Genomic DNA, 14,990 nt, shown 5'->3' on the forward strand with positions numbered 1-14,990 from the left:
ACCTCTTAGAGTTCCCTCAAGCTCTTGTGCTGTCGTCCATTTTTATCAAAATTTTCAGGATCCAACCATGTTTCCAATCGAGCTTTGACTTTTGGCCAGTCCTTATCAATAATAGACAACCAAGCCGTATCTCTCGTACGTCCCTTATAAACCACTGCCTGACGGAAGGTTCCTTCATAAATAAAGCCCAAACGTTCCGCTGCTCGTCTTGATGGCAGGTTAAGAGCATCGCATTTCCACTCATAGCGGCGATAGTTAAGCTCTTCAAAGACATAGCAAGCCAGTAGATACTGGGCCTCTGTCCCTATCCGTGTCCCCCTGAGTTCTGGAGAAAAAGTGACTGCGCCCACTTCTATCACTCGGTTATTCTGGTCAATGCGCATGAGAGAAAAAGTTCCCAAAGCCTTACCAGTTTCCTTGTCTATGATTGCATAGTAAAAACGGTCCTTACGAGCCAACATCTGATTTAAAATGCTAACCAACTCTTCCATATCTGCTACTGGCTCCTGAAAAAGATAGGTCCACATCTCCCGAGGAGTATCCGGGCCATAAACAGCTAGCAAATCCTCCGCATGCTTTTCCACTGAAAGAGCCTCTATCCTAGCATAACACCCTTCTAAGAAATCAATAGAAGGCAGTGCACCGGGTGTATAACCTTCCATTGACTCACCAATCATCTGACCATATTCGTTTACTGGCATAGCTTTCTCCTTATTCACTTATTGAATATAGTATAACATATCTCAATGAAAATTTTAGGAAACACTTGGTTTTCTATTCAATAATGCAAACTCCTCTTATAAAAATCATCCATCCACTTTATGGAGGAATAATCAAATATGGGAACGAGTGAGTTAATGTCCCTTATGCTTCTCTCTATTTTTTACTGTTTGTATTCAAATTTCTCTTGTTTTAGTGTTTGCTTTTGTAGACTGGACTACCAACCAGAACTGTGTTTTTATCTTAGTTAGGACTATTATAGTACGGTTCAGCACTATCTACAAATTCTTCAGATGTGTATCAAAAAAATTTATCGTAACAAGCCAAGAGTCTACACTTTCTTTCATTAATAAGCGCCAATCTTTTCGATAACGATGATTCGGTTGATAAGCAACCGTCAACATATGCCCTGTTTCATGGTATTTTTTAAACAAAATGGATTCCCCTTTATAATGTGAAATGATATCATCTATCGCGGATGATGCATTCCATATTTCATCAACATCGCTTCCTAGTAATAATAAAGGGGAGGAAATTTTACTCACATCAATCTGAGCCCTACTATCTTCAGGAATATGTTTTCCAAAAAACTTATTTAACAAATACTCTCCTAACTGAAATTTTTGATAAGGAAGTTCCTTTTGTAAATATGTCCAAGAAGATGAATTAGAATTGAGTTTTCCCTTTATTCCCTCAAATATTACATTTGAGGGGGAATTGAGTACCAAACATTGAACATCTTCCAAAATACTTTGTCCAGCCAGAACAAGCTCTGCTCCTTTAGAGCGACCATATATTCCTATTTTTGTATTATCAACTTGAGGATGATGATATAGAAAATCTTTCGCCTCCTCCAGACATTCTATTGGAATTCGTTCTAAATTTTGGGGTAATTCCTCTAAACCAAAATAAGCTATCGCAAGACAAATATAACCTCTTGAAGATAAAAGTTGGGCAATATTCTGAGCTTTTTCAATTCTTCCCTCACTACCGCTAACAATAATCACGGCTGGCGCCCTTCTTAACTTTTCATCATAAAATAATCGACCTTGAAAATGCTTGTCATAGATATCTTGATATCTTACTCCTAGATTCATATAACGCCTTACGAAACTTTGCTCCGCGACCACATCTTTCCCCAGCTTGATTTTAATTTCAACACCAAAACAATCTCGTAATGGGATTCTATCAAGAGAACTCGGTAATCTCCTTTTCCTATTCTTCAACGGTTTCGCATTAAAGAATAATCCCATTTCTGAAACTCCTTTATAAGATCCCGAAATAGATGCTGTCTGAGAGGTATCAATCATACCGTCCTGATCAGATAAAAAAATTGCGGTTGATTTCCATATAACATCATGATCTAAAAGCAAGGGAGCATTTATACAGTAATAATCAGACAGGTACATTTCTACACAATACATTGCCCTTGGTTCTAAACCATTAATAGCAATATAAAAAGATTCATCCGCTAAATCTGTTTGTGAAATCAGTTCTATGTTTACAGTCATATCTTCTCCTTTTTGTTAATTTGCTTAACAATTATATTTGAAATTTACCGTGACTTTTACCACGGTAATTCTCCCCACACCTTTTCAATATCATCCATCAATTTCACAACGGTTTTAAGTTCCACCTCGCTATAGTTGTTTAAAACTGAAAAGATTGATTTTTCAATATATTCTTGTTGCTCCTTATGGATTTTAAAAATTTCGATGCCTTTTTCAGATAATCTCAAATATTTATTTTTCCCATTATTCGGATCAAAATCAAAAACAACTAAATTTTTTTGAATCAATCTCCTAACACTTTGAGTTATTGCACTTCTTGAAACTTCTAATAATTCAGATAATTTTACTAGATTTAAGGGCTGATTTTTCCCAATCACAACAATCAAATGTACCTCATTCAACGTAATAGATTTGTCAACACCACTTTTATGTTGATTTTTTTTTAACTGTTCAAACGCTAAAATAAACCTATTGAAACGATTATTAAATGTAATAAAGTCTTTTTTATCCATAATCTCTCTTTTCTTTGTTAATCATATTAACAAAATAGAAACTTCCTGTCAAATAAAAAATCCTCCAGATTCTATTCTGAAGGATTCCTATCTTATTTCACAACAATATTAACCAATTTATTCGGTACCGCAATTACTTTCACGATGTCCTTACCGTCAATTTCTGCTTTGACTTTTTCATCAGCGAGAGCAATTTCTTGCAATTCTTCGCGTGATAGATCTTTAGCAACCATGAGTTTGGCACGGACTTTTCCTTTGATTTGGACAACGATCTCGATTTCGTCTTCAACTAATTTGCTTTCGTCCCATGTTGGCCAAGCCACATAAGATATTGACTCACCTGTTGCTGCAACTCTTTGCCAGAGCTCTTCTGCCAAGTGAGGTGCAAATGGCGCAATCAACTGGATAAAGCCTTTGGCGTAGTCTACATAAAGCTTATCTTCCTTGTTAGCCGCATTGACAAAGACCATAAGTTGGGCAATGGCTGTGTTGAATTTCAATGATTCGATTTGTTCTGTGACAGCTTTGACTGTTTCGTTGTAAACCTTGTCAAGAGCGCCATTATTTTCCGCAACAATTTCCTTGCTTGTAATCAAACGGTAAACACGATCCAAGAATTTACGGCTTCCTTCCAGACCTTCTTCTGACCAAGCGATTGAAGCATCAAGTGGCCCCATGAACATTTCATAGACACGAAGGGTATCGGCACCGTATTGTTCCACCACGTCGTCTGGGTTGACAACGTTCTTGAGCGATTTAGACATCTTGGCTGGGGCTTGCTCCAGCTCTTCGCCTGTTTCCACATGGAAGAAAGAACCATCACGTTTTTCAACCTTGTCAGTTGCCACAAGAGCCCCACGGTGGTCACGGTAGCTTGTTCCCAAAATCATTCCTTGGTTAAAGAGTTTTTGGAATGGTTCCTTAGTTGGAACAACACCGAGGTCATAGAGGAATTTATGCCAGAAACGAGCGTAAAGCAAGTGAAGAACGGCATGCTCTGCACCACCCACATAGATATCTACTGGCAACCATTGTTTGAGAAGATCCTCATCGGCCAATTTCTCAGTATTGTGTGGGTCAATATAGCGGAGGTAGTACCAGCTTGAACCTGCCCATTGTGGCATAGTGTTGGTTTCACGACGACCTTTGACACCATCTTCACGAGTCACTTCAAGCCAATCTGTCAAGTTAGCCAATGGACTTTCCCCTGTACCTGAAGGGCGAATATCCTTGGTTACAGGCAAGACAAGTGGCAATTCACTCTCAGGGACAGCTGTTGAAGTTCCATCTTCCCAATGAATGATAGGAATTGGCTCACCCCAGTAACGTTGACGGCTAAAGAGCCAGTCGCGGAGACGGTAGGTAACCTTCTCTTGTCCACAGCCCTTTTCTTCCAACCAAGCCACGATCTTGGCAATAGCGTCTTCTTTGTTGAGTCCATCTAGGAAGTCTGAATTAACATGAAGACCATCTTCTGTGTAGGCAGCTTCTTCAACGTTTCCACCTTCAAGTACTTCTACGATTGGAAGGTCAAATTGTTTGGCGAATTCCCAGTCACGTTGGTCGTGGGCTGGAACAGCCATAACAGCACCTGTTCCATAGCTAGCAAGAACATAGTCCGCAATCCAGATTGGAATTTCCTTGCCATTGACAGGGTTGATGGCATAAGCACCAGTCCAAACTCCTGTTTTTTCTTTGGCAAGGTCAGTACGAGCCAAGTCAGACTTGAGGCTAGCTTGGTGTTTATAATCTGCTACTGCCTCTGCTTGCTCTGTGCTTGTGATGGCATCTACTAGTTCATGCTCAGGAGCCAAAACGGTGAAAGTAGCACCGAAAAGAGTATCAGGACGAGTGGTAAAGACAGTAAATTCCTTATCAGTTCCCTTAACCTTGAAGGTTACATTTGCACCAGTTGATTTCCCAATCCAGTTGCGTTGCATGTCCTTGATAGACTCTGGCCAGTCAAGTTCATCCAAATCGTTAAGCAGACGCTCTGCATAGGCAGTGATTTTAAGCATCCATTGGCGCATTGGTTTGCGGACAACAGGATAACCTCCACGCTCAGAAGTTCCATCAGGAAGAACTTCTTCGTTGGCGATGGCAGTTCCCAATTCCTCAACCCAGTTTACTGGCACTTCCGCTTCATAGGCCAAGCCTTTTTCGTAAAGCTTAGTGAAAATCCATTGCGTCCACTTGTAGTAGTTTGGATCTGTTGTATTGACTTCACGATCCCAGTCATAAGAAAATCCAAGCGCATTGATTTGGCGTTTGAAGTTGGCAATGTTTTCAGCTGTAAATTCTGCTGGGTCATTCCCCGTATCCATAGCGTATTGCTCTGCAGGCAAACCAAAAGCATCCCACCCCATTGGGTGAAGGACATTGTAGCCTTGCGCACGTTTGAAACGACTGAGGATGTCTGTCGCTGTATAGCCTTCTGGGTGCCCTACGTGCAGACCCGCTCCAGACGGATAAGGGAACATGTCAAGCGCATAAAACTTCGGTTTTGATGCATCTGTTCCTGTCTTAAATGTATGATGTTCTGCCCAGTAGCCCTGCCACTTAGGCTCAATTTCTTTATGATTGTAAAAACTCATGGTCTCTCTCCAATTTTGTGATGTTACTATTATACCATTTTTGAGAGAATTTGAAATGTGTTAAAAGAAAAAACTGTATACTGTATTTCATTAATTTTGATGGCTCTGAATTGCTCTATCACCCACTTTTTTATCTTATTATTATGCGGGAAATCAAAGAGCAAAACAAGAAGCTTATCTCTTATAACACAAAATACTAATTTTAGACCGAAGATACGACTGGAATGCTAATTAATGTATTTATAGTAAATAGCCGACAACCTATGTCGCTTTTTGATTTATGAAGAACGTCGGATTCAATACGATGATCAATAAAAGACTACCATTTGGAAAACAGTAGTCCTTATTGTTTATTTTGAATTTACATAGGCGTCTACAGCGATGATAGCTTGAGCAACATCTGAAGGCGAAATCTTAAACGGCATCTGATGGATTGTCTCACCCTCCATAGTTGCTTGTTTACCAACTTTTATTAAATCATCATATCCAACTTGATCTAAATGCATTTCTTTTAGAGTTGTTGGCATACCAATTTTTTTGTAAAACTCAATATACTTATCAAGTTCTTCTTTTGGTCTATTTTCCAATAATAGTTGTACCAAAGTTCCATAAGCTACTTTTTCACCATGTGTTAAATGATGAATGTCACCTGTCAATGCAGTAAAACCATTATGAATTGCATGCGCCGCAGCTAATCCTCCACTTTCAAAACCTAGGCCACTCAATAAAGTATTAGCTTCAACAATATTTTCTAATGCTGGTGTCACCACTTTAGCTTCACAAGCTGCCATAGCCTGTAAACCATCTGCAAACAGCGTTTCTTCACATTTTTTCGCAATTGCAACTCCAGCCAACGTTTGCTGTTGTCCTAACATAGTTTTTCCATTTGCCTGCATAACCGCACGCGCCTCAACCCAAGTTGCTAAACCATCTGCAATACCAGACGCTAATAAACGCTTAGGAGCTTGTGAAATAACTTTTGTATCAACCAAAACTAAATCTGGATTTTTAGAATAAAATAGATAATGATCAAATGCACCTTCATCTGTATAAATAACAGATAAAGCAGATACAGGTGCGTCTGTCGATGCAATTGTTGGAGCAATAATAACAGGTTTTTCAATCAAATCTGCAATAGCTTTTGCACTATCAATCGTCTTTCCACCACCAAGCCCGATAATACTATCACAATTTTCTTTCTCAGCCAAGGCAACAACTCGATTGATTTCATTGTCAGAAGCTTCACCATTAAACCGGGCTAGAACAATATGGAAACCATACCTATGTAGGTAATCTTCAAATCGTTTTCCAACAATATCATAAACCAACTGATCGCATAATAGAATAGGACGATTCCCCAAATCCAATATTGATTTGGCATTTTCGAACAAGGCATTTTCCCCTTGAATATATCTAGAAGGGCTAGCAAAAATTCTCATATGTATTCCCTCTCTATCTAAACGGAACGACTATTTTGAATAACAAACCAATCGTCAGAAAAATCATCAACCGCCTTTTGGATAGATGGCATGGCGAAAGCTGATTCAAAAACATCTGCTCCTGCTGTAACAGCATGCGCACCTGCAGCTAAAGCATTATTTACTTGTGCTACATTTTTAAAGGATGCAGCTAAAATCTTACTAGGAGAGTTCTGTCTATCAATAGCAAGAGCTAATTGACGAATGACAGAATTTGAATCAATGTTCAGATTTTCCATTCTATTATAATATGGAGCTAGGTAATCGGCTCCTGCTTCGATAGCTAATAATCCCTGAATAACTGTATAAATAGCTGTTGCAGTGATATAGTAGCCCTCTTTTTTTAGCACCTTTATTGCACGTAATCCAGCTGGAGTAACAGGTACTTTGATAAATGTATCATCTCCTGCTTGTCTCCGAATTTCATGAGCATCCTTTAAGATGCCTTCAAAATCTTGAGAAATCACCTGAACATGAATAGAGGGCGCAGAGCCAATCAATTCTCTTACATCTTTGATTCGTTCAAAAAAATTAATAGAACCCTCTCTTTTTGCAATAGTGGGATTTGAAGTTACCCCAGCTAGCGGTAAAATTTCAGACCACTTTTTAATCTCATCTAAATTTAATGTGTCAAGCATAAATTCCATAAAAAGAACCTCTTTATTTTACAAAGTATGCTCAGTACGTCCTATAATATCATCCTGGGTTGCCTTAGAAAGGACATTGAAGAATGCAGAGTATCCTGCAACACGAACAATTAAGTCTCTGTGTTTTTCAGGATGTTTCTGAGCGTCAATCAACGTCTCTCTGGAAACAACATTGTATTGAATATGGTACCCATGTAAACGATTAAAGAATGTTCGTAACAAAGCAATTAGTTTTAATTTATCTTCTTCTTTGGCTAACGTTTGAGGATTTACTTTCTGATTTAAGAGAACCCCACCTACGATTTCATCTGTTGGTAATTTTGAAACAGATTTTAAAACAGATGTAGGACCGTGTTGATCCATATTATGTGATGGTGAACAACCCTCTGCTAACGGTGTACCCGCGTTGCGTCCATCTGGAGTTGCTAATGTTCCACGTCCCTGCCCTACGTTGGCTGAGATAGAAGATGTTCCTGAATAACGAATTCCTCCAATAGGACCTCTTCCATAACGTGTATTAGGATATTTAGCAATTTCATCAACATAAATGTCATAAGCAGCAGTAACCAATTTGTCAGCATAATCATCATCATTACCGTACTTAGGTGCATCATGAATCAACATTTCTTGAATGACCTTACCTTCTTCTCCGGCATAATCTGTTTCCAGTGCATGCCAAAGCTGACTTGGGCTTATACGTTCTTCCTCAAATACCAATTTTTTAATTGCAGCTAATGAATCCGACAAATTTGCAATTCCAACTTGCAAACCTGATATATAATCATATACTGCTCCACCTTCTTTAAGGTGTTTTCCACGACCAATACAATCATCAGTCAATGCTGAACATAGAATATCAGGAACTTCTCGTTCCAATGATAAATCAATAGAATTTTCAACAATAACACTCATTCGTGTCAAATATCTTAGTGTTTTATCCCAAGCATTTTCTAATTCAGAAAAGTTCTTCATATCCTTAAAATGACCAAAGCTTGGTGCAAACCGTTTACCCGAAGCCGGATCAATTCCATCATTCATCGTGATAAGTAGAACCTTAGGGAAGTTCATATAACTCATACCTGTGCAACGATAGCCCCATTTCCCTGGAACTGCCGTTTCAACACATCCAATGGCACTGTAATCATAAGCATCATCTTCCAATACTCCTTTTGCAATAAAAGAAGGAATAATAATCTCATCATTATTAAATGCAGGCATACCAAAACCAAGTTTCATCACTTCAATACACTCATTCATGAAACGAGCATCTAAACCTGCATGATAACGTACAGTTAGATTAGGTTGCGGTAGATGGGTTTGTGCAACTGATTTTAATACCAAATAAGATAATGGGTTAACAGCATCCTTCTTATCTCGAGTCTGTCCACCAATTGTAACATTTTGATATAAAGGACTTCCTGCTGAAGAAAATGTATGTGCTTGACTGCGAACCTTATTAATTGTAATTGTCTTAATCCAAAGATTTGTCAGACGTTCAACAATGCTATCTTCTATTTCTTTACCACTTTCTAAATCAGCCTTCATATATGGATACATATATTGATCAAAACGACCATATGAAAGAGAGTGGCCATTAGATTCAATTTGTAAAATACATTGAATAAACCAAACTGATTGAATAGCTTCTGCAAAAGTAGTTGCCGGTTCATATGGGACTCTAGAGCAAATATCTGCAATCTCAAGTAATTCTTTCTTACGTTTAGGATTTGCATTTTCGGCTAAATTTTTAGCAAGAGCAACAAAGCGATTTGCATATACTTTAATAGCATCGATTACGATAAATATAGAGTCGTAAAAATGATATTTATCAATGCTTGCTGGATCTGTTAAATCTAGAGCTGCTTTCGCTTTACGAGCTCGCTCTTCAAAACCTCTTAAACCAAATTGCAACAGTTTCTGATAGTTAACTGCTAAGTGAGCATCTCCAGAATTCATCTTACCTTCCATACCGAAGAATCCTGTTTCCATATAAACAGACACTTCTTCAGGTAACAAGGCACCAGCTCTAGCACGTAAATTATTATTTTCCCAAAACGGAGCGATACTTCTAAGTTGTTCTTTTGTTTCTTCTGTAATATAGAAAACATCTCCATCACGCTTTTCAAAAAGATCCAACTCATTGAGAACAAATTCTAGCGTATATTCTGGAAAAATAGGAGCATCTTTATTGGAAGAAGCTTGATTTCCCGCAATCATAGATTCTTCTTCGATATAGATAGTCATATTTTCCAAAATTTCTTTGAGCATATAGGCGCGTTTTAGGACATTAGGTTGTTCCTTATATCGATCATAAGCGCGTGTTGCTAGAACTGCTCTCTCAGCATCAATATAAGGTTTTTTATTTAAAACATCTTCTCGATATTTGTTCATCCTTTCAGTAAGGCTACCAAAATATTCTGTCTTGATTGTCGTTCTTGCTACTTCTTTATTTACCATAATAAGCACCTTTCTTTCGAAAATGTTTTTGTTTCTTTCGAAAATATAATACCTGGTTTTTTAGAAAATTTCAAGCTTTTAACTAGAAAAACTTTAACTCTCTAATTTTTAGCACAAATGTGTGTGTTTAATGATAATACACAAATGTTTTTTTAGAATTATCATGCTTCATTCTGATAAGCTAAACGATCCTGTACTTTAAAGAATGGGAAATAAACTAATGTAGACATCGCTAATATCACCAGCTGAGTAATAACTCCTTGCCATCCACCAACCATAAATCCTGATATAATAGCTGGGGTGCTCCAAGGTAATGTAACTCCTGAAAATGGCTGCATGAAACCTGTTGCAATAGCTCCATACACTATAACAGCTGCAAGTACAGGAACAAGAATGAAAGGTACAAACATAACTGGATTCATGACAATCGGAAATCCAAATACAACTGGCTCATTTACGTTAAATATTGCTGGAAAAGCTGCTACTTTCCCTAACGCTTGGTACTGTTTAGATTTTGATGCAAAAAGCATCGCAACTACAAGTCCAAACGTAATCCCTGAACCAGATAGAATTAAAAATGAATCTAAAAATTGTTGAGTAACAATATGTGCACCATTTTCTAATGATAGATTCCCAGAGGCTAACATAGCTTTATTAGCATCAAGATTAGATAAAAGCAGAGCTGTCACTACTCCATTTACTACCGATTGTCCATGAACACCAAACCACCACAAAAATGATATAAAGAATGCAATTCCAATTGCACCATACAAAGATCCAGTTAAACCTTGCAATGGAACTTGAATAGCAGAATAAATCATTTCTATGAATGTTCCGCCATTAGTCAATGAGCTCGCTAAAATATATACAATCATAGAAAGTAAGAAAATTACAAATGCTGGAATCATTGCTTCAAACTGTTTCGCAATAGCTTGTGGAACTTGTTCTGGCATCTTAATAACAATTTTTCTCTTTATAAAGAAGGTATAAATACTTCCTACTACCAAACCTATAATGATAGCGCCGATAATTCCTTGACCTCCAAACCAAACTTTACTAATAGCATCCCCAATTGCCTCACCTTGTTTAGGGATATAAGATGATCTTAGCAAAATAAAGAATGCAGATACAGATAGAACCCCAGCTGGCAAAGCCTCTACTCCGCTATTCTTAGCATAAGAATAGGCAATTGAAAAACAAGAAATTAGACCCATAATCGCAAAAGTTCCTGAATATACTTGCATAAACGGCTCTGTCCAATTTGCTCCAAATACACTAGCAATGCTCTTGTTTAATCCTTCAAATGGCAATTGTCCCATAATCAAGAATAAACTACCAACTACTGTCAATGGCAAAATTGCTAACATACCATCTTTTAGAGCTATAATACCACGCATATTCACAAACTTCATCATAGGTGCAATGATTTTTTGAACATCCATCTTTGCCATAATAAATCTCCTTTTCTTACCCACTAATCAAAGATAGGGCCAAATCTAGTACTTTTTTCCCATCTAACATACCATAGTCCATCATCGGAATAACAGCTATCGGAACATCACACTTATCACAAATTTCTTTTGATTTATCTAATGTATAAGCAACTTGAGGCCCCAACAGTGCAACATCTAGATTTGGGGCATAATCCGCTAATTTAGACTGAGAAAACGCCTCTATTTCTGCATCAACTCCACTAGATTGCGCTGCAATTTTCATATTATTTACAAGCATACCAGTAGAAAAGCCTGCTGCACAAAACAAACCAATCTTCACCATTATATTTTCCTCCTCTATGTTAATACTCTAGTATTATTTTTTATGAAGTTCTTTTCTCAAACTAATAATTTCTTTGATTAAATTAATCTCCGTCATACTAGTCATGAGATGATCTTGTGAATGAACAAAGAGAGCTGTTATTTCTGTCTTTGTACCAGACGCTTCCTGTGCCAAGAATTTTGTTTGTAGATTATGGGCTTCTAATAAGGCTGCATCAGCTAACTGGATTTCTTCTTCACATCGTTCACATGTACCGTTTTTTATATAATCTAACGCTTTATAAATATGTTGTTTCGCATCGCCAGCATATAAAATTAAACCCATGATAATTTGATCTGGAACAATAATTTCCATAAATTCCTCCTCATTTCACTATGTAAAAAGCTTTTTCATTTGAAATTTTAAAATTTTCTTTTGTAACTATAGAATACAACTACATAATAAACTTGTCAATCCAAAAAACAACAAATAAACTATTTTTATTTATATAAGCACAAATGTGCAATTGATTAAAAAGAAAAAACGATAAACTGATATCAGTCTATCATTTTCACTCGCATAAAATATTTCGAAAAGAAAAATCACCATCTTCTTCTAAAACTTTTAAAATTGTATTTTTATCTGTAATCAGATGATTTACTAGATTAGCACGCAAGACAGAAAGAATCGCAGATACTTTCGTATCACCATAAGCAACAGCTAAACTTTGAGGAATATTTTTTAAATCTTCCAAAGAGATTGCTATCGTTCTTTCCTGTAAGTTCTCATAAACTTCTTTACCTTTTGAATCAAAGAATCGACAACAAATTTCCCCTACAGTTTTAACTTTGGTTAATTCTTTAAAGTCATCCTCTGTAAGCATGTCTAACCATTGATGTTTTCCTTTATTACTAAAATCACCAATCCCAACCACAACTATATCTAAATCTTTCCAACTATTTTTCAAATCTTCAAAATATCTTGATTGCAAGATACCATCTGCTAACAATTTATTTTCTTGCACAATTGTTGCATTCATAAATGTACACTCTCCATGAAATTTTCTAGACATTTCATAAATCAGTGTATTCACATGGTATTTAGCGTGTATGTGACTAGGACCACCTGCTAGAGGATAGAAGTGAACATTTCGGACACTTTTGCTGTGGATTAGATCTACTAAATTACTTAAACTTTTCCCCCAAGAAAAGCCAATTTTCATATTATCATCAATTAAATTCCTAAGGACACCTGCTGCAACTTGAGAAATTCTTTCAGATAAAATTGTTGGATTATCATCAAATTCATTTGGAATAATTTCTAAACTTTCCAGACCATATTTTTCTTTTACATAATTTTCCAACTTAAACATATTGGTATCAAAATTCTCTATTTCAATTTTAACAATTCCTGCATTCCTTGCTTCTGTTAACATTCTACTAATAGAGGTTCTATAAATTCCTAATTTTGCTGCTATTTGTGACTGATTTAAGTTTTCAATATAATACAGATAAGCAATTTTAGAGAGCAGTTTATTCCTATCTTGATTCATACACTTAACCTCTTACGAAACTACCTTAACCATTATCCCAGCATTTTCTAATGTAGCTATATTTTGTTTAGAAAGTTTTTCGTCTGTTATTACTTCATAGACTTGACTTAAAGCAAATCTTCTTACTGTCCCCCTTTTATCAAATTTACTTGAATCAGTTAGCACAATGACTTTATCCGACGCTGCTGAAATATATTGAACTACCTCACTGCGCATTAAATCTTTTCCTGTAAAGCCCATCTCTTTATCGTAGCCATCTGTCCCAACAAAAGCTTGACGCACATGAAAAGTCTGTATCATTTCTTTTAATAAAGGTCCTACGGTAACCTGTGAATCTTTCTGAAACTCTCCACCAAGAACAATAACACGACATGAATCATAACCTCTTACAAAATTTGCTATAAAAAATGAATTTGTTACAATAGTGACATTTCTTTTTTGCTTGCAAATTTCCTCAGCAAGTAAAGCACAGGTTGAACCAGATTCTATCATTATTGTTTCATTATCTGATACCAATTTTACTGCTTCTTGAACAATTTTTCTCTTAATTTCATAATTAATTGACAAGCGTACATTTAAGTCATCTCCACTATTTAACACAGCATATCCATGCTCTCTGTGTAATAAGCCTTTTGACTCTAATTTATCTAAATCTTTTCTAATCGTTACTTTCGATACATTTAATTTTTCCGATAATGTATTAACATCAATCTTTTCATATTCTGATACTAATTTAATAATTTGTTCCAATCTTTTCATTTTACACCTCCGTTTTATTCTACCAAAATAAAAAGCAAAAAACAACAAATTAAACTTTCGTTCGTAATTGTTTTTCTTTCGTTTTTGTGATAGGATAGAATTATAAAGAGGAGGAACTCTTATGGAAATATCTAAAGGAATTATTTTTAATATTCAACACTTTTCAATTCATGACGGTCCGGGTATTCGTACAACTGTTTTTTTAAAAGGATGTCCTCTGCGCTGTCCATGGTGTTCTAATCCTGAATCTCAAAGAATGAAACCTGAAAAAATGAAAGATGTTCAACGAGAGAAATTCACTTTAGTAGGTGAAGAAAAAACTGTAGAAGAAATTATTACAGAGGTATTAAAAGATAAAGAATTTTACGAAGAATCCGGTGGAGGTTTAACTTTATCAGGGGGTGAAATATTTGCTCAGTTTGAATTTGCTAAAGCCATCTTAAAGTCAGCTAAAGAACATCACATACACACTGCCATTGAAACTACTGCCTTTGTTGATCATGAAAAATTTGTTGATTTAATCCAATATGTGGATTTTATCTACACAGACCTAAAACATTATAATTCTATAAAACATAAAAAAGTGACTGGGGTTTTTAATCAAATGATTATTAAAAACATTCATTATGCTTTTTCTCAACATAAAACTATCGTTTTAAGAATCCCGGTTATTCCTGATTTTAACAATAGCTTAGAGGATGCAGAAGAATTCGCTACTCTATTTAACTCATTAAATATCGACCAAGTTCAACTACTCCCTTTTCATCAATTTGGTGAAAACAAATATCGTTTATTAAATCGGAAATATGAAATGGATGGAGTCAACGCACTTCATCCTGAAGATCTTATTGATTATCAAAAGGTATTTCTGAACCATCATATTAATTGTTATTTCTAGTTTATCTCCCTGAAATGCTCTAGCTATTTGCAGATAACAAGCATCTATAATACATACTTAACTTTTCAAAAGGTTTAGCTAAAAAATTTTAGCCAAACCTTTTCTAT

13 protein-coding genes are annotated in these 14,990 nt (G+C 36.2%); 1 reads left to right on the forward strand and 12 read right to left on the reverse strand.

Annotated features, from left to right (window positions below; genetic code table 11):
• Positions 1–5: 5 nt before the first annotated feature.
• From ACWPV5_RS07595 to ACWPV5_RS07650, 12 genes are all read right to left on the reverse strand, one after another.
• Complete coding sequence (locus ACWPV5_RS07595) at positions 6–701, reverse strand: GNAT family N-acetyltransferase (RefSeq protein ID WP_454383186.1); 696 nt, start codon at positions 699–701, stop codon at positions 6–8.
• A gap of 297 nt (positions 702–998) precedes the next feature.
• On the reverse strand, positions 999–2,231 hold the full coding sequence (locus ACWPV5_RS07600) for an acyl-CoA thioesterase/BAAT N-terminal domain-containing protein (RefSeq protein ID WP_454383188.1): 1,233 nt from the start codon (positions 2,229–2,231) through the stop codon (positions 999–1,001).
• A 56-nt stretch (positions 2,232–2,287) separates the two neighbouring features.
• Positions 2,288–2,743: a MarR family winged helix-turn-helix transcriptional regulator gene (locus ACWPV5_RS07605; RefSeq protein WP_261049874.1), complete on the reverse strand. Its 456-nt coding sequence runs from the start codon at positions 2,741–2,743 to the stop codon at positions 2,288–2,290.
• Positions 2,744–2,835: 92 nt separating this feature from the next.
• Positions 2,836–5,337: a leucine--tRNA ligase gene (leuS, locus tag ACWPV5_RS07610; protein WP_454383191.1), complete on the reverse strand. Its 2,502-nt coding sequence runs from the start codon at positions 5,335–5,337 to the stop codon at positions 2,836–2,838.
• A gap of 350 nt (positions 5,338–5,687) precedes the next feature.
• Positions 5,688–6,776, reverse strand: coding sequence for a glycerol dehydrogenase (locus ACWPV5_RS07615; RefSeq protein WP_061765831.1), 1,089 nt, complete (start codon positions 6,774–6,776; stop codon positions 5,688–5,690).
• Positions 6,777–6,793: 17 nt separating this feature from the next.
• Entirely contained in the window at positions 6,794–7,462 is a 669-nt protein-coding gene (locus ACWPV5_RS07620) for a fructose-6-phosphate aldolase (protein ID WP_454383193.1), read from the reverse strand.
• Positions 7,463–7,480: 18 nt separating this feature from the next.
• Positions 7,481–9,919, reverse strand: a complete 2,439-nt coding sequence (locus ACWPV5_RS07625; RefSeq protein ID WP_454383195.1) for a glycyl radical protein — start codon at positions 9,917–9,919, stop codon at positions 7,481–7,483.
• Between the two features lie 161 nt (positions 9,920–10,080).
• Entirely contained in the window at positions 10,081–11,370 is a 1,290-nt protein-coding gene (locus ACWPV5_RS07630; RefSeq protein WP_001096819.1) for a PTS sugar transporter subunit IIC, read from the reverse strand.
• Between the two features lie 16 nt (positions 11,371–11,386).
• Positions 11,387–11,695: a PTS sugar transporter subunit IIB gene (locus ACWPV5_RS07635; RefSeq protein WP_000238718.1), complete on the reverse strand. Its 309-nt coding sequence runs from the start codon at positions 11,693–11,695 to the stop codon at positions 11,387–11,389.
• A 33-nt stretch (positions 11,696–11,728) separates the two neighbouring features.
• On the reverse strand, positions 11,729–12,049 hold the full coding sequence (locus ACWPV5_RS07640) for a PTS lactose/cellobiose transporter subunit IIA (RefSeq protein ID WP_000402908.1): 321 nt from the start codon (positions 12,047–12,049) through the stop codon (positions 11,729–11,731).
• Positions 12,050–12,245: 196 nt separating this feature from the next.
• Positions 12,246–13,226, reverse strand: a complete 981-nt coding sequence (locus ACWPV5_RS07645) for a sugar-binding transcriptional regulator (protein ID WP_001070838.1) — start codon at positions 13,224–13,226, stop codon at positions 12,246–12,248.
• A gap of 12 nt (positions 13,227–13,238) precedes the next feature.
• Positions 13,239–13,985: a DeoR/GlpR family DNA-binding transcription regulator gene (locus ACWPV5_RS07650; protein WP_000824973.1), complete on the reverse strand. Its 747-nt coding sequence runs from the start codon at positions 13,983–13,985 to the stop codon at positions 13,239–13,241.
• 121 nt (positions 13,986–14,106) lie between these two features.
• On the opposite strand from ACWPV5_RS07650, the gene ACWPV5_RS07655 reads away from it, so the two are divergent.
• Entirely contained in the window at positions 14,107–14,883 is a 777-nt protein-coding gene (locus tag ACWPV5_RS07655; RefSeq protein ID WP_261101579.1) for a glycyl-radical enzyme activating protein, read from the forward strand.
• Positions 14,884–14,990: the final 107 nt, after the last annotated feature.

The sequence above is a fragment of the Streptococcus sp. Marseille-Q7156 genome (genome assembly GCF_965119495.1).

Bases quoted from the DNA above. Each gene is read 5' to 3' on its own strand.
- ACWPV5_RS07655 (WP_261101579.1), top strand. From the start codon at position 14,107: ATGGAAATATCTAAAGGAATTATTTTTAATATTCAACACTTTTCAATT.
- leuS (WP_454383191.1), bottom strand. From the start codon at position 5,337: ATGAGTTTTTACAATCATAAAGAAATTGAGCCTAAGTGGCAGGGCTAC.
- ACWPV5_RS07600 (WP_454383188.1), bottom strand. From the start codon at position 2,231: ATGACTGTAAACATAGAACTGATTTCACAAACAGATTTAGCGGATGAA.
- ACWPV5_RS07650 (WP_000824973.1), bottom strand. From the start codon at position 13,985: ATGAAAAGATTGGAACAAATTATTAAATTAGTATCAGAATATGAAAAG.
- ACWPV5_RS07640 (WP_000402908.1), bottom strand. From the start codon at position 12,049: ATGGAAATTATTGTTCCAGATCAAATTATCATGGGTTTAATTTTATAT.
- ACWPV5_RS07605 (WP_261049874.1), bottom strand. From the start codon at position 2,743: ATGGATAAAAAAGACTTTATTACATTTAATAATCGTTTCAATAGGTTT.
- ACWPV5_RS07625 (WP_454383195.1), bottom strand. From the start codon at position 9,919: ATGGTAAATAAAGAAGTAGCAAGAACGACAATCAAGACAGAATATTTT.
- ACWPV5_RS07630 (WP_001096819.1), bottom strand. From the start codon at position 11,370: ATGGCAAAGATGGATGTTCAAAAAATCATTGCACCTATGATGAAGTTT.
- ACWPV5_RS07620 (WP_454383193.1), bottom strand. From the start codon at position 7,462: ATGGAATTTATGCTTGACACATTAAATTTAGATGAGATTAAAAAGTGG.
- ACWPV5_RS07615 (WP_061765831.1), bottom strand. From the start codon at position 6,776: ATGAGAATTTTTGCTAGCCCTTCTAGATATATTCAAGGGGAAAATGCC.
- ACWPV5_RS07595 (WP_454383186.1), bottom strand. From the start codon at position 701: ATGCCAGTAAACGAATATGGTCAGATGATTGGTGAGTCAATGGAAGGT.
- ACWPV5_RS07635 (WP_000238718.1), bottom strand. From the start codon at position 11,695: ATGGTGAAGATTGGTTTGTTTTGTGCAGCAGGCTTTTCTACTGGTATG.
- ACWPV5_RS07645 (WP_001070838.1), bottom strand. From the start codon at position 13,226: ATGAATCAAGATAGGAATAAACTGCTCTCTAAAATTGCTTATCTGTAT.